This window comes from Actinocorallia longicatena (genome assembly GCF_039534125.1).
Classification (GTDB): domain Bacteria; phylum Actinomycetota; class Actinomycetes; order Streptosporangiales; family Streptosporangiaceae; genus Actinocorallia; species Actinocorallia longicatena.
Genome location: NZ_BAAAUV010000017.1, coordinates 38,878 through 57,975 on the forward strand (window position 1 = coordinate 38,878; position 19,098 = coordinate 57,975).

Genomic DNA, 19,098 nt, shown 5'->3' on the forward strand with positions numbered 1-19,098 from the left:
GGACCCCCGCATGAGGATCGACGAGCGCGAGATCGGAACGGCCTCCGCCCCCTACGTCATCGCCGAGATGTCCGGCAACCACAACGGCTCCCTGGACCGGGCCCTGGCCATCGTCGAGAAGGTCGCCGAGGCCGGGGCGCACGCCCTCAAGCTCCAGACCTACCGGGCCGACACGATCACCATCGACGCGGACACGGAGGCCTTCCGGATCTCCGGCGGGCACGGACTGTGGGGCGGCAGGCGCCTCCACGACCTCTACGAGGAGGCGCACACCCCCTGGGAGTGGCATGAGCCGATCTTCGACCGGGCCCGGTCGCTGGGGCTGACGGCCTTCTCGAGCCCGTTCGACCCGAGCGCGGTCGCGTTCCTGGAGGGGCTCGGCGTCCCCGCGTACAAGATCGCCTCCTCGGAGATCGTGGACCTGCCGCTCATCCGGCTGGCCGCCGCCACCGGGAAGCCGCTGATCATCTCGACCGGCATGGCGACCGCGGGCGAGATCGAGGCGGCGGTGACCGCGGCGCGCGGGGCGGGCTGCGCCGATCTGGTCCTGCTGGGCTGCACCGCCGCCTACCCCGCCCCGATCGAGGACTGCGACCTGCGGGCGCTGCCGCTGCTCGCGGAGATGTTCGGGGTGCCGGTCGGCTACTCCGACCACACGCCCGGGCTCGGGGCGGCCGTCGCCGCGGTGGCCCTGGGCGCGTGTGTCATCGAGAAGCACGTCACGCTCGACCGGGAGCCCGGAGTGGACTCCGCCTTCTCCCTCGACCCCGGGGAACTGGCGGCGCTGGTGACCGAGACCGGCCGGGCGTGGCGGGCGCTGGGCCGGGCGAGGATCGGCCCGCGGCCGACCGAGACGGAGGGGCTGAGGTTCCGGCGCTCCCTCTACGTCGTGGCCGACGTCCGGGCGGGCGAGCCGGTCAGCGCGGGCAACGTCCGCTCGATCCGGCCCGCCGGCGGCCTGGCCCCCGACGACTTCGGCCGGGTCGAGGGCCGGACCTTCCGCCGGGACGCCGTCAAGGGCACGCCGCTGACCTGGGATCTGCTGTGAGGAGGGCGTCGGCCACCCGTTCGCGGCCGCGCCCGTCGACCAGGCCGTGGCCGCGCCGGGCGAGGACCTCGCGGGCACCCGGGTCGGTCAGCAGCCGCAGGAGCTCCTCGGGGGCGTCCGGCTCGGCCAGCCCGGCGGCGAGCCCGCGCGCGACCACCGCGTCGTAGCCGAGCCGCTGGTTCTCCGCGACCATCACCAGGGCCATGGGCACGCCGAGGCAGAGCAGCTCCCAGGTGGTCGTCCCGGCCGCGCCGATGACGAGGTCGGCCGCCGCGGCGACCGCGGGCAGCTCCGGATGCGGCCTGATCGGGGTGACGGTCTGGCCGGGGCCCGTCCTGAGCGCGGCGACCCGTTCGGCGATCTCGTCGGTGACGGCCACGACCATGGCGTCGACCGGCGCCCCGGTGGCCAGGACCCGCGCGGCGACCTCGGGGGCGGCCTGCGTGGCGTCGGTGCCGCCGAGGAAGCACAGCACCCCCGGCCGTCCCGGCGTGTGCGTGCGGGGACGTTCGGGACGGAGCCTCCTGACCGAGTCGCGCAGCAGCACGAAGGACGTCCCGGCCAGGCGGGTGCTGCCCTCGGGCAGGGCCACGGGACGGTCCTCGGCGCCGAGGTTCTGGTCGAGGTAGAGGTCGGCGTGCTGGCCGCGGAGCGTGTCGTCGACGATGGCGAGCACGACGATCCCGGCCTCGCGCAGGGCCGCGCAGCAGCCGGGATCGGTCTCGTAGGAGTCGACGACGACCCGGTCGAGCCCGAGCCGCACCGCGAGCCCGGCCAGGCGCTCCGGCTCGTCCGGCGCGGCCACCAGCGGCACCCCGAGCGCGGCCATCAGCTCCAGCAGCCAGGGCGGCCCGGTGACGGTCCCCAGGAAGACGACCTCGGCGCCGCGCCCGCGCAGCTCCTCGGCCAGGGCGACGCACCGGATCAGGTGCCCCGCGCCGGTCCGCTCGCGTGCGTCGCAGCGGACGCCGATCCTCACGCCTCGGCGAGTTCCTTCTGCCTCGTGCCCGCGTTGAGCGCCACGACCTCGGGGTTCAGCTCCAGCCATTCGACCAGTGTGCGGTGCGGCACCGGCGTGTCGCCGAACTTCGCGACGATCGACTCGATCACCTGGAGGTCCTCGGCGGTGTCGAGGGTGACCCTGAACCGGGGCGCGGCGGGCGGGAAGGCCAGTCCCATCAGGCTGAAGGCCCCGGGATGGGTGTAGGCGTAGGACGTCACGTGGACGCGGTGGTGGTCGGCCGCGAGGCCGCCGACCCGGCGCAGGGCGGTGGACCTGATGACCTCGACGTCGAGGCCGCGCGGGAGCGTTCCACCCAGTGACGTGCTGAGGTAGTCGAGGTCGGGCAGGGAGCGGAAGACCGTCGCGGCCGTCCGGATGAGGGCAGGGTCGAGCAGCGGGCAGTCGGCGGTGAACCGCATGACCGACTCGGCCGGATGGCGGTCGAGCGCGTCGAGATAGCGGGTCAGCACGTCGTCGACGGGGCCGCGGTGCCAGGCGACGCCCAGCCGCTCGCACTCCTCCACGACGGCGTCGTCGACGGCCTCCTCGGTCGTGGCCACCACGAGGTCGTCGAGCGCGCGGCTGTCCGCGGCGGCGCGGACCACCCAGCCGAGCACGCTGCGGCCGTCCAGCCGCCGGAGGACCTTGCCCGGAAGCCGGGACGAGCCCATCCGTGCCTGGACGATCCCGACCATGCTCAGAGTCATAGTGTTTTTCTCCAGACCTACCCACCGTCGATGACTGAGAGTTAAGCTACCGCAACACTCTCACCCAGAGTGGTCAATCTTTATCGGAGGGTAACGACTTGGAGCTTGGCGGATCCTCGATCCTTCTCACCGGCGGCACCGGGTCCTTCGGCAAGGCGTTCCTGCGTCAGGCGCTCGACGAGCTGGATCCGCGGCGCATCGTCGTGTTCTCCCGGGACGAGCTCAAGCAGTACGAGATGAGGCAGGTCTTCGGAGACGATCCGAGGATCAGATACTTCATCGGCGACATCCGGGACCGCGAGCGGCTCAGGCGCGCCATGCACGAGATCGACTATGTGGTGCACGCCGCGGCGCTCAAGCAGGTCGACACCGCGGAGTACAACCCGTTCGAGTACGTCCAGACCAACGTGCAGGGCTCGCAGAACGTCATCGAGGCGGCCATCGACTGCGGGGTGCGCAAGGTCGTCGCGCTCTCGACCGACAAGGCGTCCAGCCCGATCAACCTCTACGGCGCGACCAAGCTCGTCGCCGACAAGCTGTTCGTGTCGGCCAACCACTACGCCGCCGGTCACCGCACCCGCTTCGCGGTCGTCAGGTACGGCAACGTGATGGGCAGCCGCGGCTCGGTCATCCCGTTCTTCGCCAGGCTCGCCGCCGAGGGCCGCAGCCTGCCGATCACCGACAAGCGCATGACCCGGTTCTGGATCACGCTCGACCAGGCCGTCCGGTTCGTCATGGACTCCTTCGGGCTCATGCAGGGCGGCGAGCTGTACATCCCGCGCATCCCCAGCATGCGGATCGTCGACCTGGCCAAGGCCGTCGCCCCCGAGTGCACGGTCCACGAGATCGGCGTGCGGCCCGGCGAGAAGCTGCACGAGGAGATGATCGCCCCCGACGACAGCCACCGGACCGTCCGGCTGTCCGACCGCTACGTGGTCATGCCGACGATCGCGACCTGGGGGTACACGCCGCCGCAGGCGGGGGAGAGCGTCAGCGAGGGGTTCTCCTACCGCTCCGACACCAACGACATGTGGCTGGTCCGCGACGATCTGCGGGCCATGCTCGCGTCGTTCGGGTGAGCCGGTGCTCCCCTACGGCAGGCAGTCCATCGACGAGGGCGACATCGAGGCGGTCGCGGACGTCCTGCGCGGCGACTGGCTGACCACCGGGCCCGCCGTCGGCGCGTTCGAACGGGCGCTGGAGGGCTGGGCGGGCGCCCCGTGCGTGAGCGTCACCTCCGGCACCGCCGCCCTCCACACCGCCTACGCGGCCGCCGGGATCGGCCCCGGCGACGAGGTCGTGACCTCACCGATGACCTTCGTCGCGACGGCCTCCACCGCGGCGATGCTCGGGGCGCGGATCGTCTTCGCCGACATCGACGAGGAGTCGGTGAACCTCGATCCCGCCGCGGCCGAGGCGGCGACCACCGCCCGCACCAGGGTGATCGCGGCGGTCGACTACGCGGGCCGTCCGGCCGACCATCCGGCGCTGCGCGAGGTCGCCGACCGGGCCGGAGCCCTGCTGATGGCCGACGCCGCGCACTCCCTCGGCTCGACGCTCGGCGGCCGTCCGGTGGGGTCACTGGCCGACGTCACGACCTTCTCCTTCTTCCCCACCAAGAACGCGACGACCGGCGAGGGCGGAGCCGTCGCGAGCACCTCGCCGGCGCTGCTGGAGCGGGCCCGGCGGTTCCGCTGCATCGGCCTGGTCAGGGATCCGGCCGAGCAGCGGTACCCCGACGAGGGCGGCTGGCACCAGGAGGTGCACGAGTTCGGCCTCAACTACCGGCTGCCCGACCTGCTGTGCGCCCTGGGCACCCGGCAGCTCGGCCGGCTGGCCGACTTCAAGGCCCGGCGGGCCGCCCTGGTGGCCCGCTACGGCGAACTGCTCGCGGGGGTGCCGGGACTGCGGCTGCCCGCGGCGGCCCGGGGCGCCGATCCGATGTGGCACCTGTACGCCGTCCGGATCCTGGACGGCCGCAGGCGCGAGGTCTTCGACCGGATGCGGGCCGCCGGGATCGGGGTGCAGGTCAACTACATCCCGGTCCACTGGCACCCGGTCTTCGCCGACCTCGGCTACCGCAGGGGGCTCTGCCCGCGGGCCGAGGCCTTCTACGCCGAACAGCTCTCGCTACCCCTCTATCCCGGCCTGTCCCGTTCGGACCAGGACCGGGTCTGCGACGCCCTGCTCGGCATCCTCGGCTGAACAGCTCATCAGCCTCAGCCCGGGATGCTGCTGCGACCTGACGATCCGGACCAGCACCGGCGCGGTGCGGGGCGCGAGCCTCACCTCGACCCGGCCGTCCGGGTCGCAGGTGTCGCCGACCGCGAAGTCGGCCCCGGTCGCCAGGTCGACCGCGGTGAAGCCCGGAGCCTCCATCGGCGTCCGCAGCAGCGCCTGGAGGGCCAGTTCCGCGGCGCGTTCGGCGTGCTGGGAGTAGCGGCCCCACCGGGTGCGCGCGGAGGCCTTCCGCGGGAGCGGCGCCAGATCGAGGCGCAGCGCGGGCCCGGGATTGACGACGAACAGGTCGGAGTCGAGCGCGACGGGGCCCGCGCTCCCGAGCTTCCTGGTCGGGACGCCGCCGGTGCTCACCCAGCCGAGGCTCTCGCTCGTGCGGCCGTCGATCCTTCGGGGCATCGGCTCGGGGGCGGGGCCGCGGCCGAGCTCGGCCTCCAGGACGGACAGGCCGGTGGCGGCCCGGGGCATCAGGCCCGGGGGCACCGCGACGGCGCCCCTCCACTCGTGGATCCCCCAGAACTCGACCAGGGCGAGCCCGCCCGGCGGGACCTCGTCCGGTTCCAGGTCGAGATGGATCTCGGCGTTCTTGCGCTTGCCTCCCCGCCCGGTGAGCAGCAGCGCCCGCCGGAGCCTCCGCTGGACGCAGACCAGGACGAGCCGGGGCTCGTCGCCGCCCCTGGGCACCTCGGGGCCCGTCGCGTCCTCCCAGGTCGTGGGGGTGTGCTGGTCGACGGCCACCCGCAGGCGGAGCCCGCCGCCGGAGGGGAAGGCCAGGCCCAGGACCGAGGGGGAGGAGGTGCAGCGTCCGACGGTCCTGACCCGGCGGGAGAAGCCCTCGGTCAGGCGGACCGCCGGGTGCCGTCCGTCGGTGAGGGAGGCAGGGAAGCCGACCGTCTCCTCGGTGTCGCGGTCGGTGAGCAGGTAGGTGGCCTTCGCGGACATGTCGGTCAACCTCTCGGGTCGGCGGGGAGCGCTTCGGACAGGGCCTCGGCCGAGGTGAGGTCGAAGCGGGTCAGGAACGGCTCGCGCCGGTTCCACATGCGGCGGACGGCGGAGAAGAGCGGGTCTCCGTCGGACTCCACCGACCTCATGTTGATCTCGAGGGCCCGGAAGTGGGTCTGCTCCGGCATCAGGTCCCAGTGCGGGACCAGCAGGGACGCCACGTCGGCGGCGCCGCGGTAGAACCACAGCCACAGCCGGGCGCGTTCGACCTGCTCGGCTGTGATCAGGGACTCGCCCCTGGCCAGCGCCTCGATGAAGGACGTCAGGGTCTTCCAGTAGGACTCCCGGTCGGTGACCACGGTAGAGACCGAGCAGGAGCTCCACTCCGACCAGCCGGTCTGCAGGACCGGGATGCCGAACGCCGGGAGCTCGTTGCTGACGCTGCCGCGGACGGTGAGGCCGAGGTCGGTCATGCTCCACAGGGCGTTCTTGGACAGGTCCTTGCTGCTCATGAAGACCATGTTCGGGAACGACGCGTGGGCCTCCGCGACCGAGGCGAAGTGGCCGGTCGAGTCGTACTTGTCCTGGTCGGGATGGTCGAGGACCAGCCAGTTCGCGGCGGGAAGCGTGGGCGCGGCCCTCACGGTCTCCTCGAACCATCCGGCCAGGTCGCCGAAGGACTCGCGGTTGGTGCCGAGGGCGTCGGAGACGGCGTGGTTGAAGACCGTGACGACCGGCAGCGCGGGATCCAGGCCCAGCCGCTCCATCGTGTAGGCCCGGAACTGGGCCCGCTCCCCGGGGGTCCGCAGCTCGCACACCGCGCTCGCCCCGAACCGCCACCAGCTCGGCCGGCCGAGGTTGCTCCGGCTCCGCCAGGCCACCAGCTCGGCGGACGGCCGGATGATCTCCCGGTTCGCCCACACGTGGTCGTCGAAGTAGCGGCCGATCTCCCGGGTCATCTCGGCCCGGAATCCCTCGGGCTCGCCCGCCACCTTCTCGGGGAACAGGGTGTAGGCCTTCAGCGATCCCGTCGACTGCACGTGGACGACCGGCACCTCGTGCCGGAGGGCCGCCTCGACGCCCAGCCCCCACGGGTCGTAGTCGACATGGCTGGTGACGAAGGCGACCGTGTCCAGTTCCCTGAAGAGGGTCTCGTAGATCCCGGCGAAGGCCGCCGAGCGCAGGCCCCGGCCGGTGTACCGGGCGTCCTCCCGCTGCTCCGGGTCCAGCCGCGGCACGAGGTCGAGGCGGCAGACCGAGGCGTAGGTGCTGGCGTCGAGCTTCCCGGGGGTGATGCCCGACCAGCGGACGGGGCCCTCGCCGGAGGGGACGAGCCGCTCGCCGGCCACGTCGAAGGCCGGGGGCTCGCCGTCGGGGGCGGCGGTGAAGCGGTCGGCGAGGGCGTGGACGTCGATGACCTCGGCGACGTGGAACGCCTCGCACAGCCGCTCGACCTTCTCGACGTTGAAGTCGGCCCAGATGGTGCCGTACCAGTGCTCGTCGGTCCCGGTGAGGACCAGGATCCGGGCCGGTTCGACCCGGCGCAGGGCGTTGGCGAACAGCAGGTTCCGCAGGACGTTGCGCGACTGGTGGTGCAGCGCCTCGACGACGATCCACCGGTCGCCGTCGGAGGCGGGCAGGTTGTTGCGCCAGAAGACCGAGGCGATGCCCAGGAATCGCTCGAAGTCCACCGGCTTCACTTCAAGTCTCACAGTGGGTCTCCAGCGGAATCGTTGGTGGTTAGGCGACATAACGCAGGGTAATCAAATGGTGGCACAGTCGACGTGGGGATGTCAGGTGCATCACGGCAATCATTGGTACGGCCATGCACACGTACTGGCCCGGTATTGCGGCCTGGACGAGTCCCGTCCGCCGCGTATGCCGGGATATCTGCAGCATGGCTGGAATGTTTTGAACGGCTTCGGCACCCGGCATTCCTTCGAGCCGGGCTGGTCGCGCTTCCTGTGGTCGGAGCGGGTGCGCCGACGCGGCCTCAGCCTGGACGGCCATGACGGCCGGGTGATCGGCGCTCCCTGGAACTACCTGCTGGAACTCGAACCCGAGCAGCCGCTGAGCAAGCGGGAAGGGGTGATCTGGTATCCCTTTCACGGCTGGGAACAGCAGCGCGTCATCGGCGACCACAAGGGCCTGATAGAGGAGATCCGGGACGTCGAGACCGGGCCGGTCACCGTCTGCCTCTACTGGCTCGAATACAAGGATTCCGGCATGAGGGAACTGTACGAGTCGGCGGGTTTCCGCGTCATCAGTCACGGTTTCCGGGGCAACAACTACCGGTACACCGACACGAATTTCCTGAAAAGGCAGCTCGCGGAGCTGAGGACGCACCGCAGGGTCGCCTCGAACCGGCTCAGCACGGCGATCCTCTACGGGATCTCGGTGGGATGCGAGCCCGCCGTCTACGGCGATCCGATGGTCCTCGACGACGCCCACCCGGTCTTCGGCGGGGTCGGGCGGCTGCGTCGGCAGTGGCCGGAACTGCACGGCGAACGGGTCGACCCCGGCCGGGCCAGGGAGATCGCCCGCGAGGAACTGGGAACGGACTACCGGGCGGAGCCGGCGGAACTGCGGGAGCTCTTCCGCTGGCCCGCCGCCGAGGAGGGGCGATGAGCGCGATGAGCGGGGTACGGCTGATCGGCGGCGAGCTGGTCGCCGGTTCCGATCTCGGCGGCGTCCTGCCCGGCGGGGCGGCCGTCACGGCGCTGCTGGGACGGGCGGTGCCGGCCGGGAGCCGGGTGCTGCTGTGCGGGCCGCACGAGGAGCGCGTCCTGGAGTGGCTGCTCGACCGGCGGGCGCACGTCTCCTACCTCGTGCGCTCCCTGCCGGACGCGCAGGAGATCGCCCTGCGCCGCGCCGAGGACGAGGAACTGGCCGTCCTGTGCGGGGGGCTGGCCAAGATGGAGGGCGAGGGGCCGTTCGACGCGGTGATCGCCGCAGGCGGCCTCACCCGGCTGAACACCCCGGACAGCAGCCCGCTGACCTGGGCCGAGAGCCTGGAGGTGCTGACCGGGCTGCTCGCGGAGAACGGCCGGATGCTGCTCACGGCCGACAACGGCTTCGGCGTCCACCGGCTGGCCGATCCCGACCCGGAGACCGCTGAGAACTGGCAGGTCGAGCAGGATCCGACCCTGCCGGGCGATCTGGAGGACTTCGCCTCCCGGCTGGGGGTGGGCTCCGACCGCTGCTTCGCCGCCTATCCCGGCCCGTTCGCGCCGACCCTGCTGCTCGGCACGGAGCGGCTGGGCGACTTCGCGCTCGCCGGAGTGCTGGTCGCCCGGTCGCTGGGCGTCCGGTACGCGCGGACTCCGGTGCTCTTCGACCCGGGCGAGCCCGCGGTGCGCGCGCTCCGGCAGGGCAGGGGAGCCGACTTCGCCCCCGGCTGGCTGGCCGTGACCGGGCCGGAGCCGCTGCCGTCCGGGCTCGCGGTCGAGGGGCACGGCGCCTGGTCGGTGCCCGTCGAGCTGCACCGGGCCCGCGAGGGATGGGAGCGGCTTCCGCTGTCCGGTGAGGCGGGGGCCGCGGGCCTGGCCCTGCGCGATCCGGCGCTGCTCGCGGGGCCCGTCCCCGGGGGGAGGCTGCTGGAGGACGAGCTCGTCGAGGCCTGTGCCCGGGGCGATCTGCCCGCGTTGCGCGCCAGCCTGCGCGCCTATGCCGCCTGGCTCGACGGGCAGCCGTCACCGGCCTTCGCGACGCCGAGGGACGTCGTCTTCGGCGGCGAGGGCTTCGAGGTCCTCGACCCGAGCTGGGACTGGGCCGAGCCCGTGCCCGCCGGGCTCGCCCTGGCCCGCTCGATGTGGCTGCTGGCCCACCGGCTGTGCTCCGGCGGGCTGCGGCACCCGTGGCCCGCGACCCTCGACCTCACGGCGATCGCGACGACCCTGCTGGCCATGGCCGGACGGCCGGAGGACCGGATCCACCTGCGCGAGGCCGTCCTCCTGGAGGCGGCGATCACGGCGGTCCGCGAGGAGCTGAGCCCGGCGGGTCAGTCCCGCCTGGCCGCCGACCTGGAGGAGGGCGCGTCCCGCACGATCCCCAGCCACCGCGACGCCCTGATCGCCCGCCGCAGGGCCCTGGCCGAGCTGGAGGAGTCCCTCCGCCGCACCGACTGGCTCAACACCGCCCTCCTGGAACGGGAGGCCGAGCTCCGCGATCTCCGCACGGAACTCGCGGCGGCGAAGAAGGAGACCGCGGCCGCCCGCCGCGACCTCGCCCGGGTGAAGGATGTCCTGGCCGGTGCGCAGCGCGACCTGAAGGCGGTCAAGGAGAACCTGCGAACGCTCCGCGGCTCCCGCAGCTTCAAGATGGGCCGCCTCGCCACGGCCCCCGCGAGGGCCGTCCGCAGGGTCAGACCCTGACGGTCACCAGGCGGGTGAACTCGTGGAGGAGGTCGTAGCCGTCCCAGACGGGGGCGAACGACAGGGCCGAGCCGAAGGGGACGATCCGGTCGATTCCCCGGCCGCCGGCCGCCGCCGCGAACGCGTGGAGCTCGGCGGCGTCGAAGCCGTAGACGCTGAGCGTCTGGTCCTTGCGGGTCAGCCGCGGGATCAGTGAGGCCAGGCCGGGGACCTCGGTGTGGGCGAAGGCGCCCGCCCCGAGCCAGTGCCGGGGGAGCCGCCCGGGGTCGGTGAGGCCGATGGCCGCCAGGCCGTTGCCGTGGAAGCGGAGCGAGTCCGCGGCGCCCTCGGCGGCCATGCCGTAGGCGGCGACCCGCTTCTGGACGGCCATGGCGGCGTCGGTGGTGAAGCCGCGGGCGGCGGCCGCCTCGTCGACGAGGGCGCAGAACTCCGTCCGGTCCCCGGCGGAGCCGCCGCCGACCCAGAAGACCGTGCGCGGGGAGGAACAGGCGGCCTGGTCGAACCAGTAGGAGTCGGTGACGAAGGCGTCGGCGGCCCTGCGGCGCTCGGCGGGGCCGGCCGCGGCCCAGGCGCCGGACGAGACGGCGGCGAACGATGAGCGGTCGGGGAAGGCGAGGTCGCGCGCCGAGGGGCGCAGCGGGAAGCGGCGCAGCCCCTCGACCGAGGAGTCGCCGCCCCAGATGACGCGCAGGTCGCAGGCCAGGGAGAGAGCCGCGGTGATCTCGTCGGACCGGTCGTAGGAGACCAGCCGCTGGGTGCGGGCGATCGCCGGATGGGCGTCGGTCTCGCGCAGGGCGTCGAGGATGGCGCCGGTGGCGGGGCCGCCGCGGGCCGACAGGCGCACGATGTTGGCGTTGCCCGCCAGGGCCGACAGCGCCCAGGAGTAGACGAAGACGGTGTCGACGTTCGCGGGCGGGAAGTGCAGGACCAGGCCGCGCGGATGCCGGAGGACGCCGCCGGGGTCGGTGAAGGAACCGAGCCGGTTCAGCTCCCCTCGGCGCAGGAAGAACCCGAGCGCCGCGAGCTCCGGATGGAGCCGGGCCCTGGCCGGGTCGAGGAGCCGCTTCGACAGCGCGGCGAGGAAGTCGCGGACCCGCTCGTCGCCGACGGTCAGCGGGCCGTCCGGCGGTTCGGCGGCGGTCTCGGCGAGCAGCGGGCCGAGCGGCGGGACGGTCTCGACGATCATCTGGCCCCCTGGTAGGTGTCGCCGCAGCCGCGGGCCTCGGCCCTGGGAAGGCGGCCGAGCACGGAGAAGCGCTTGCCCGGCCAGTCGCCGTCGTCGACGCCGTGGATCACGCCCAGGTCCTCGGTGAGCAGGACATGGCCCGGATAGGACTCGGGCAGGGTGCTCACGACCTCGATCACCCCGGGAGTGCCGTGCGGGGCCTCCGCCCAGGTCGCGGGGTCGCGGACGATGACGTCGGCGAAGTCGGGGCAGTAGAGCGAGCCGCCCGAGGGGCCCTCGAGGAAGACCGTCCCGATCTGCTCGACCATCCCGTAGAAGTCGTGGATCCGCACCAGCCCGGTGCGCTCGGCGAAGGCGGCGCGGAAGGAGGCGGCGTCGACGGCCCGGTCGGCGAGCTTCTTCCAGCCTCCCGAGTGCACCAGGACGCCGTTCGACAGATCGAGGCCCGCCCCGGTCTCGTAGAGGTACTGCCAGACCATGAAGGTGAACCCGAAGATCAGGAACGGCCCGTCGCCGTGACGGCCGAGGAACGCCCGCACGGCCTCGGGGTCGGGCCGTTCGTCGTCGTCCAGCGCCCAGGCGTGGTCGCGGCCGAAGGTCGCCATGCCGAGCACCCCCGCGGCGCGGGCGCTGGCCTTGCGCCGGATGGCGGGGCTGTCGACGATCAGCATGGGCAGCCGCCGGGGCCCGAGGACGGTCTGGAGCGTGCGCGCCAGCATCCGGGTCTGCACCGCGGCGGCCTCGCGGTCGAGGTGGATCCGGCTGACGGCGCCGCCGGTGGTCCCGCTCGAGGTCAGGACCCGGAACACCGCCTCCTCCGGGACGCTGCGCAGCTCGTGCTCCTTGAACATCCGCACCGGCAGCCACGGAAGGTCCGCGACGGCCGTGTACTCCTGCGGGGCGCCGAGCGCGTCGAGGATCCGGGCGTAGGGAAGGCAGCGGGCGCGGTGGCGGGCGGTGAGGGCGGACAGCTCGCGTGCCAGCCGCTCGTCCTTGACGGCCTGCGGCGTCCGGGCGGGGTGCATCGGGGAGGTCGTCATTCCGTCAGCGCCTCCAGAGCGCGATAGTCGATCTTGCCGTTGCCGAGCAGGGGGAGGGCGTCGAGGGAGCGGACGTCGAAGCCGCTGTGGTGGAGGCGGAGCCGGTCGGCGAGCTCGCCCGCGGCCCTGGCCAGGGCCGCCTCGTCGGCGCGCTCGGCCCAGATCACGACGCGGTCGCCGTGGCTGACCGCCGCGACGGCGCCGAGCCCGCCCGCCATGCGCTCGACGTCGTCGAGGTTGAGCCGGGTGCCGAAGACCTTGCCGATGCGCTTGAGCCTGCCGGTCAGGGTCAGGTACCCGTCGGCGTCGAGGCGGCCGAGGTCGCCGGTGGCCAGGACCCCGCCGAGGTCGTCGCCCCGGGCGAGGTCGGCGGCGTTCTCGGCGTAGCCCATCATCACGTTCGGGCCGCGGTAGAGGACCTGCTCGTCGCGGATCTCCAGGGAGCCGCCGGGGATCGCCCGCCCGGCCGAGCCGGGACGGGCCGTGAACTCCTCCGGCGGCAGGACGGCCATCCGCGCGGTGGCCTCGGTCTGCCCGTACATGATGTGGAGCGGCAGCCTCGCGGCGAACTCGGCGGCGAGTTCGGGCCGGAGCCTGCCGCCCGCCTGGGTCAGCGCGCGCAGGCTCGGGTGGGCGGCCGGGTCGAAGCGCAGCCGCCGGAGCATCTCGTACTGGGCGGGCACACCCGCGAGCGACGTGGCCCGGTGGGCGTCGACGGCGTCCCAGAAGCTCCGGCTCATGAACCCCGACGCCTCGAACACCACGGTCGCGCCGCGCACGACATGGCTGTTCAGCACGGAGAGGCCGTAGCTGTAGTAGAGCGGCAGGGTCGTGGGGGCGACCTCGCCGGCGTCGATGCCGAGCGCCTCGGCGATGCTCTCGGCGTTGGCTGTCACCGCCCGCCGCGACAGCCGGACGAGCTTCGGGTCGCCGGTCGAGCCCGACGTCGCCAGCAGCACGGCCAGGTCGGGATGGCAGGCGGCGCCGGGCCCGCGTTCGGTGATCCCGCCGGAGTCCAGGACGGCGGCGGCGCCGAACCGCTCGGCGAAGGCCCCGGCGGGCAGGGCCGGATCGAGCAGGATCACCGGCCGCTCCGCCAGGACCGCCCCGAGGTACCACAGGGCGGTCCGCACGTCGGTGGCCGCGCTCAGGACCAGCGGTCCCGGCGGCAGCGCGCCCAGGGCCCCGGCGGCGGCCTCGGCCTCGTGAACTCCGCTGATCTCGCCCGTCGCGGCGTCGACCAGCCGGGCCCCGGGATCCATCACAGGACCAGCCCCCCGTCCACGCCGATGACCTGGCCGGTGACGAACCGGGCGTCGTCGGAGAGCAGGAAGGCGATGACGCCCGCCACGTCCTCGGGCGAGGCCAGGCGTCCCAGCGCCGTCGCCGCGATCCGCTCCGCGCGGGCCCCGGCGTCGAGGGAGGCGAGCATGTCGGTCTCGACGAAGCCGGGGGCCACCGCGTTGACCCGGATCCCGGCCGGGCCGAGTTCCTTGGCGGCGGCTCTGGCCAGCCCGAGGACCGCGGCCTTGCTGGCCCCGTAGACGGCCTGCCCGGCCATGCCGGAGGTGCCCATCACCGAGGACAGCAGCACGATCGAGGGCCGGGTGCCGCGCCGCAGCAGCCGCACCGCCGCCTGGACGGTGTGGACCGCGCCCGCCGCGTTGACGGCGAACAGCCGCTCGACCGACTCCGCCGGGGTCATCCCCAGCAGCCCGGCCTCGTGGACGCCCGCGTTGACCACCAGCCCGTCGAGGCGCCGGTGCTCGCGGAAGACCGTGCGCAGGAAGCCCGCGAGGGCCTCGGGATCGGCGACGTCGGCGTGGGCGCCGCCGTGCCGCACCACGGTCCAGCCGCGCCCGGCCAGCAGGTCGGCGGTGGCGGCCCCGATGCCGCGGGTGGAGCCCGTCACCAGGACGACGCGGCCGTCAGGCAAGGCAGCGCTCCACCAGCTCCTTCGCCTTGCCGAACGAGCTCATGTCGATGACGTCCTGAGTGTCGATCATGATGTCGAACGCGTCCTCGATGGCCGCGACGAGCGTCATGTGGGCGAGGGAGTCCCACTTGTCGATCGCCCGGTACTCCAGGCCGTCGACGTCGTAGCCGTCGGGCAGGTTGAGGGCGGTGCGGAAGACCCGGCGGAGTTTGTCGATATCGGTCATGAGACCTCCAGGGGGTGGCGTAACGTCCTCGATTGAACACGAAGTGCAACCAGAGCCGAGTGTAACCAGAGGGTGTGACGGGAGTCGACGTGCTTCGCGAGCCGACCGAAGACGATCTCGATGCGGTCCGCCGGTGGCGCAACCATCCGCAGGTGCGGGCGGCGAGCTTCACCACCCACGAGATCTCCGCCGAGGAGCATCGTCGCTGGTGGACGGCGGTGCGCTCCGATCCGTCGCGGCGGGTGCTGGTCTATGAGCACCGGTCGGTGCCCTCGGGCGTCGTCACCTTCTCCGGCCTGGACGGCGACGCGCCGGAATGGGGGTTCTGGCTCGACCTCGACGGCCTCGGCGACGCCCTGATGCCCGCCTGGATCGGGCTGGAGCGCGCGGCCGTCGACCACGCCTTCACGGTGCTGGCCGTCCCGGCGCTGCACGGCGAGGTGCTCGCGGGCAACGCGGCCGTCCTCGCCCTGCACCGGCGCACCGGCTTCCGCGAGTCCGGACGTCATATCCGGCGAATCAATGGAATCGACCAGGAAGTGGTACGGCTCGTGCTGACGCGCGAGGAAACTCCGTCCTAATGGATCTTCGTGTGACCCGCGCATGGGCCGCCCTTGGCGGGGCGGGGGTAGGCCCACCTGCGTGGACCCCACCAACCACTTCTACGGGCACTCGCGGATCCTGAGCCGCTACTGCGGACTGCCGCCGGACGATCCGCCGCGGATCGGCGGAGTCCTGCAGCACGGCTGGACCTTCGTGCACGGCTACGGCATCGGCCACAAGCTGACGTCGGGCTACGGCAAGTACGTCTGGTCGGACGTCGTGCGGCGGCGCGGGATCGCCCACGGCTGGCGCGACTACACCGTCATCGGCGCGCCCTGGAACTACCTGCTCGAGCTCGAGCCGGAGGAGCCCGCACCGGCCCGCGAGGGGACGATCTTCTATCCCTTCCACGGGTGGGACAGGAACGAGCTGCTCGGCGCGCACGACCGGCTCATCGCCGAGATCAGGGCGACCGAGCCGGGCCCGGTGACGATGTGCCTGTACTGGCTGGAGTACGACCAGCCGCACATCCGGACGGTCTACGAGAAGGCCGGATTCCGGGTGATCAGCCACGGCCGCCGCGACGGCGACCCCGGCTTCCTCTACCGGCAGCTCGCCGAGCTGCGACGGCACCGCAGGGTCGCCTCCAACCGGCTGACCTCGGCCGTCTTCTACGGGATCGCGGCGGGCTGCGCGCCCGCGGTCTACGGCGATCCGATGCTCATGGCCGGGGTCAATCCGCTGTACGAGGGCAGGGACCTCGTCCCGCGGCTGTACCCGGAGCTGCACGGTCCCTCGGTCGAGCTCGCCGTCGCCCGCGAGATCGCCGCGGCCGAGCTCGGCCGGTCCTACCTCGCCCCGCCGGAGGAGCTGAGGCTCCTCCTCCGGTGGCCCGTACCAGCGGAGGTGTCATGAACGACGCGACGAACGGCGTGCGACTCATCGGCGGGGAGATGAACCGCTGGGCCGATCTCGCCGCGGGGCGTCCGGCGGCGGGCGGGCCGGTGCTCCGCGACCTCGTGCGGCGCTTCGCCGGGCCGGGCGTCCGGGTGCTGGTCGCGGGCCCGCACGAACCGGAGCTGCTCGGCGGCCTGCTGGACTCCGGGGCCGGGGTGACGGTCATGGTCAGGTCGCTGCCCGACGCGGAGGAGCTGGCCGGGAGCACCGGCGCCGAGGTCGTGTGCGGGGCCCTCGACCGGGTGCGCGGCGGGCGGTTCGACCTGGTCGTCGCCCTCGACGGCGTCGGCCGGCTGCGCTCGCCCGAGAGCGCGCCCGAGACCTGGGCGCGGAGCGTGGAAAGGCTCGTCGAGCTGCGGGAGGACGGCGGGACCCTGCTGCTCGGCGCGGAGAACCCGCTCGGGCTGCACCGGCTGGCGGGCATCGCCGACGCCGACCCGACGACGATCCGCAAATGGCGTCCTGAGGGCGTCCGGCCGTCGGGGCTCGGGGAGCTCGTCGACGTGCTGCCGGGCTGCGGGCTGTTCCTCGCCCACCCTCTGCCCGGCCGGCCGGCCGTGCTCTGCTCACCGGCCTCCGACCTGCCCTTCGAGGCGATGGAGGCGGCGGCGCGGACGTCCGCGGCGAGTCTCCAGACCTCCGCCGACCCGGCCGAGCTCCTGCACGACGCGCTCCGCGCGGGCCTCGCGATGGAGCTCGCCGCGGGCTGGGTCGTGGTCGTCGGTCCCGGCGCGGAGACGCTGCCGCCCGCGCTGCTGGCGGCCGATCCGGTGGGCACCGGGCGTCCGGTGGTGGTGGAGGTCGACGGCGGGATCCGCACCCCGTGCGGTGATCTCGACCCGCGCGTGCACGGCCGGGTCGCCCGGCTGCCCGAGCGGCTCGCGGGACTGCTGCCCGCCGGGCGCTCCCTCCAGCGGGTCCTGGAGCGGGCGTGCGCGGACCACGATCTGCCCGGGCTGCGCCGCACGCTCCGCGCCTACGCCGACTGGGTGCTCGGGCTCCCGGGCCAGGTCGGTGTGTTCGCGACGCCGGACAACGTCCTGATCGGGGACGTCCTGACGGGCGAGGCGGGGTTCGTTCTCGCCGACCCGAGCCGGGAGCTGACCGCCGAGGTCGCGCCGGAGGAGGCGCTGGCCAGGGTGCTGCGCCACTTCGCGATCGGCCTGCTGGCCGCCGACCGGCCGCTGCCGTGGCCGCCCGGAATGGGCGCCCACGAGCTGACCCGTCTCCTCCAGGTGACCGCGGGACGCCCGGCGGACCATCCGGCGGAGCGCACGGGCCTGGCCCTGGAGGCGGAGATCCTCGCCGCCGGGCGAGGTCTGTCGCGGGCGGAGGCGGCACCGCTCACGGCGGCGGTGGCCAGGGGCGAGGTGATGGGCGTCGAGCGGCTGCCCAGCCACCGCGAGCTCCTGGCGTTGCACGGCGCGGTCACCGAGGAGCTCCGCATGGTCAGGTCGCGGGCCCGCTGGGCCGAGCGCACCCTCGCGGCGAGCGAGAAGAAGGCCGCCCGGCTGGAGAAGGCGGTGGCGCAGCGGGACCGCCAGATCCGGCATCTCAAGGGCTCCCGCTCGTTCCGGGCGGGACGCCTGGTCACCAGCCCGGGCCGGGTCCTGATCAGGCTCGCCAGGGCCTGACCGCCGGGACGGGCCTCAGCGGCGGGCGAACACCCAGCGGTCGAGGGCGACGAAGCGCAGCGCCGTCATGGTCAGGAACGAGCAGACCAGGGCGGCGGTCTCGACCGTGCGCCCGACGCCGGGGAAGAGCAGGGTCACGGCGGTGACCACGCCCGTGGTGAACAGGTAGTTGACCGCGAACAGCAGCCCCGCCCTGGTGTGGACGCCGCCGCTCGGCCCGCCGGCCTTGTTGAAGGTCCAGCGCCGGTTGGCCTCGGTGTTGGCGATCGCGGTGACGACGAGCGCCACGAAGTTCGCCCACATCGGGGCGCACTGGGTGCGCAGCAGCAGGTAGATCAGCGCGTGCAGGCCGCCGGACAGCAGTCCGATGGCCCCGAACGACAGGAGCTTGGCCAGCAGCGCCGCCCGCGGACGGGCGAGGACGGCGTCGGGATGGGTCGGCGTCAGCCCGGGACGGGCGGGAAGGTCGGCGGCGGCGCGTCCTGCGGCCATCGTCCTGGCCACCCGGAACATCCCGCGCAGGTCGTCGATCGCGGTGGAGACGACCTTCACCCGGGTGTCGACGTCCTCGATCCAGTCGACCGGGATCTCCCGCACCCGCAGCCCGTTGTACTCCGCGAGCAGCAGCAGCTCGGTGTCGAAGAACCAGCGGTTGTCCTCGATCTTCGCCAGCAGCGGCCGGACCACGTCGGTCCTGACGGCCTTGAAGCCGCACTGCGCGTCGCGGAAGCCGGTCCGGAATCCGATCCGCAGCAGCAGGTTGTAGCAGCGGCTGGTGGCCTCGCGCTTGAGGCCGCGGTCGACCCGGGCGCCGCGCGCCAGCCTGCTGCCGATCGTCACGTCGGAATGCCCGCTGACCAGCGGAGCGACCAGCGGGAGCAGCGCGTCGAGCCCGGTCGACAGGTCGACGTCCATGTAGGCGACGACGTCGGCGTCGCTGCTCTCCCACGCCGCCCGCAGCGCCGCCCCGCGTCCGCGGATCTCCAGGCGCCGCACCGCGACGTCGGAGAGCTGCTCGGCGAGGTCGGTCGCGACCTCCAGCGTGGCGTCGGTGCTGCCGTTGTCGACGATCGTGATCCGCCAGCCGAAGGGGAAGGACCGCGACAGGTACTCATGGAGCGTGCGCACCGCCCCGCCGAGGGCCCGTTCCTCGTTGAGCACCGGGATGACCACTTCGACCTGTGCGAGACGCGGCCTTTCTGAAGTGGTCGTCCGCGGCGCCGGAACTGTCGCTTTAAGAACAGATTCCATGGGAACTCGACCTT

At 73.2% G+C, this 19,098-nt stretch carries 18 protein-coding genes; 8 read left to right on the plus strand and 10 right to left on the minus strand.

Going from position 1 to position 19,098, the window contains the following annotated elements:
- The first annotated feature begins 10 nt into the window (after positions 1–10).
- Positions 11–1,048 carry a pseudaminic acid synthase gene (pseI, locus tag ABD785_RS27945; RefSeq protein WP_344834072.1) on the plus strand — a complete coding sequence of 346 codons (1,038 nt, stop codon included), beginning with the start codon at positions 11–13 and terminating at the stop codon, positions 1,046–1,048.
- Here the strand turns inward: pseI and ABD785_RS27950 are convergent.
- The gene (locus ABD785_RS27950; protein WP_344834075.1) at positions 1,014–2,027 is read right to left on the minus strand and encodes a PseG/SpsG family protein; all 1,014 of its coding nucleotides are present in this window, start codon (positions 2,025–2,027) and stop codon (positions 1,014–1,016) included. The two genes, pseI and ABD785_RS27950, sit on opposite strands and share 35 nt — an antisense overlap.
- Complete coding sequence (locus ABD785_RS27955) at positions 2,024–2,758, minus strand: cytidylyltransferase domain-containing protein (RefSeq protein ID WP_344834078.1); 735 nt, start codon at positions 2,756–2,758, stop codon at positions 2,024–2,026. The genes ABD785_RS27950 and ABD785_RS27955 overlap by 4 nt, the downstream gene beginning before the upstream one ends.
- Positions 2,759–2,856: 98 nt before the next feature.
- Here ABD785_RS27955 and pseB point away from each other — a divergent pair, with 98 nt between their 5' ends.
- The gene (gene pseB / locus ABD785_RS27960; RefSeq protein ID WP_344834080.1) at positions 2,857–3,837 is read left to right on the plus strand and encodes a UDP-N-acetylglucosamine 4,6-dehydratase (inverting); all 981 of its coding nucleotides are present in this window, start codon (positions 2,857–2,859) and stop codon (positions 3,835–3,837) included.
- Between the two features lie 4 nt (positions 3,838–3,841).
- The gene (locus ABD785_RS27965; RefSeq protein WP_344834082.1) at positions 3,842–4,963 is read left to right on the plus strand and encodes a DegT/DnrJ/EryC1/StrS family aminotransferase; all 1,122 of its coding nucleotides are present in this window, start codon (positions 3,842–3,844) and stop codon (positions 4,961–4,963) included.
- Here the strand turns inward: ABD785_RS27965 and ABD785_RS27970 are convergent.
- Positions 4,889–5,938 (minus strand): hypothetical protein, encoded by a 1,050-nt coding sequence (locus ABD785_RS27970; protein ID WP_344834085.1) that lies wholly within the window; start codon positions 5,936–5,938, stop codon positions 4,889–4,891. The two genes, ABD785_RS27965 and ABD785_RS27970, sit on opposite strands and share 75 nt — an antisense overlap.
- 5 nt (positions 5,939–5,943) lie before the next feature.
- Entirely contained in the window at positions 5,944–7,650 is a 1,707-nt protein-coding gene (locus tag ABD785_RS27975; RefSeq protein ID WP_344834087.1) for a hypothetical protein, read from the minus strand.
- Positions 7,651–7,849: 199 nt separating this feature from the next.
- On the opposite strand from ABD785_RS27975, the gene ABD785_RS27980 reads away from it, so the two are divergent.
- Both ABD785_RS27980 and ABD785_RS27985 read left to right on the plus strand, forming a co-directional pair.
- Complete coding sequence (locus tag ABD785_RS27980) at positions 7,850–8,566, plus strand: hypothetical protein (RefSeq protein ID WP_344834090.1); 717 nt, start codon at positions 7,850–7,852, stop codon at positions 8,564–8,566.
- The gene (locus ABD785_RS27985; RefSeq protein WP_344834092.1) at positions 8,563–10,311 is read left to right on the plus strand and encodes a class I SAM-dependent methyltransferase; all 1,749 of its coding nucleotides are present in this window, start codon (positions 8,563–8,565) and stop codon (positions 10,309–10,311) included. Before ABD785_RS27980 ends, ABD785_RS27985 begins: the two co-directional genes overlap by 4 nt.
- Here the strand turns inward: ABD785_RS27985 and ABD785_RS27990 are convergent.
- From ABD785_RS27990 to ABD785_RS28010, 5 genes are read right to left on the minus strand one after another with little or no spacing between them, the layout of a single operon-like run.
- Positions 10,301–11,497 carry an acyl-CoA reductase gene (locus ABD785_RS27990; RefSeq protein WP_344834094.1) on the minus strand — a complete coding sequence of 399 codons (1,197 nt, stop codon included), beginning with the start codon at positions 11,495–11,497 and terminating at the stop codon, positions 10,301–10,303. The genes ABD785_RS27985 and ABD785_RS27990 overlap by 11 nt on opposite strands.
- Positions 11,494–12,537, minus strand: coding sequence for a LuxE/PaaK family acyltransferase (locus ABD785_RS27995; protein ID WP_344834096.1), 1,044 nt, complete (start codon positions 12,535–12,537; stop codon positions 11,494–11,496). Before ABD785_RS27995 ends, ABD785_RS27990 begins: the two co-directional genes overlap by 4 nt.
- On the minus strand, positions 12,534–13,799 hold the full coding sequence (locus ABD785_RS28000) for an AMP-binding protein (protein WP_344834099.1): 1,266 nt from the start codon (positions 13,797–13,799) through the stop codon (positions 12,534–12,536). Before ABD785_RS28000 ends, ABD785_RS27995 begins: the two co-directional genes overlap by 4 nt.
- Positions 13,799–14,473 (minus strand): SDR family NAD(P)-dependent oxidoreductase, encoded by a 675-nt coding sequence (locus ABD785_RS28005; RefSeq protein ID WP_344834101.1) that lies wholly within the window; start codon positions 14,471–14,473, stop codon positions 13,799–13,801. Before ABD785_RS28005 ends, ABD785_RS28000 begins: the two co-directional genes overlap by 1 nt.
- Complete coding sequence (locus ABD785_RS28010; protein ID WP_344834103.1) at positions 14,466–14,699, minus strand: acyl carrier protein; 234 nt, start codon at positions 14,697–14,699, stop codon at positions 14,466–14,468. Before ABD785_RS28010 ends, ABD785_RS28005 begins: the two co-directional genes overlap by 8 nt.
- 89 nt (positions 14,700–14,788) lie before the next feature.
- On the opposite strand from ABD785_RS28010, the gene ABD785_RS28015 reads away from it, so the two are divergent.
- The 3 genes from ABD785_RS28015 to ABD785_RS28025 all read left to right on the plus strand — a co-directional run bounded on the left by ABD785_RS28015 (position 14,789) and on the right by ABD785_RS28025 (position 17,833).
- Entirely contained in the window at positions 14,789–15,280 is a 492-nt protein-coding gene (locus tag ABD785_RS28015) for a GNAT family N-acetyltransferase (protein WP_344834105.1), read from the plus strand.
- Between the two features lie 61 nt (positions 15,281–15,341).
- Positions 15,342–16,157, plus strand: a complete 816-nt coding sequence (locus ABD785_RS28020; RefSeq protein ID WP_344834107.1) for a hypothetical protein — start codon at positions 15,342–15,344, stop codon at positions 16,155–16,157.
- The gene (locus ABD785_RS28025) at positions 16,154–17,833 is read left to right on the plus strand and encodes a class I SAM-dependent methyltransferase (RefSeq protein WP_344834110.1); all 1,680 of its coding nucleotides are present in this window, start codon (positions 16,154–16,156) and stop codon (positions 17,831–17,833) included. The genes ABD785_RS28020 and ABD785_RS28025 overlap by 4 nt, the downstream gene beginning before the upstream one ends.
- A 15-nt stretch (positions 17,834–17,848) precedes the next feature.
- Here ABD785_RS28025 and ABD785_RS28030 read toward each other — a convergent pair whose 3' ends face one another.
- Entirely contained in the window at positions 17,849–18,994 is a 1,146-nt protein-coding gene (locus tag ABD785_RS28030; RefSeq protein ID WP_344834113.1) for a glycosyltransferase, read from the minus strand.
- Between the last annotated feature and the right edge of the window lie 104 nt (positions 18,995–19,098).

Excerpts from the sequence above, each read along its gene's own strand:
- pseI (WP_344834072.1), top strand. The coding sequence starts at position 11 with ATGAGGATCGACGAGCGCGAGATCGGAACGGCCTCCGCCCCCTACGTC.
- ABD785_RS27955 (WP_344834078.1), bottom strand. The coding sequence starts at position 2,758 with ATGACTCTGAGCATGGTCGGGATCGTCCAGGCACGGATGGGCTCGTCC.
- ABD785_RS27970 (WP_344834085.1), bottom strand. The coding sequence starts at position 5,938 with ATGTCCGCGAAGGCCACCTACCTGCTCACCGACCGCGACACCGAGGAG.
- ABD785_RS27985 (WP_344834092.1), top strand. The coding sequence starts at position 8,563 with ATGAGCGCGATGAGCGGGGTACGGCTGATCGGCGGCGAGCTGGTCGCC.
- ABD785_RS27990 (WP_344834094.1), bottom strand. The coding sequence starts at position 11,497 with ATGATCGTCGAGACCGTCCCGCCGCTCGGCCCGCTGCTCGCCGAGACC.
- ABD785_RS27995 (WP_344834096.1), bottom strand. The coding sequence starts at position 12,537 with ATGACGACCTCCCCGATGCACCCCGCCCGGACGCCGCAGGCCGTCAAG.
- ABD785_RS28000 (WP_344834099.1), bottom strand. The coding sequence starts at position 13,799 with ATGGATCCCGGGGCCCGGCTGGTCGACGCCGCGACGGGCGAGATCAGC.
- ABD785_RS28010 (WP_344834103.1), bottom strand. The coding sequence starts at position 14,699 with ATGACCGATATCGACAAACTCCGCCGGGTCTTCCGCACCGCCCTCAAC.
- ABD785_RS28025 (WP_344834110.1), top strand. The coding sequence starts at position 16,154 with ATGAACGACGCGACGAACGGCGTGCGACTCATCGGCGGGGAGATGAAC.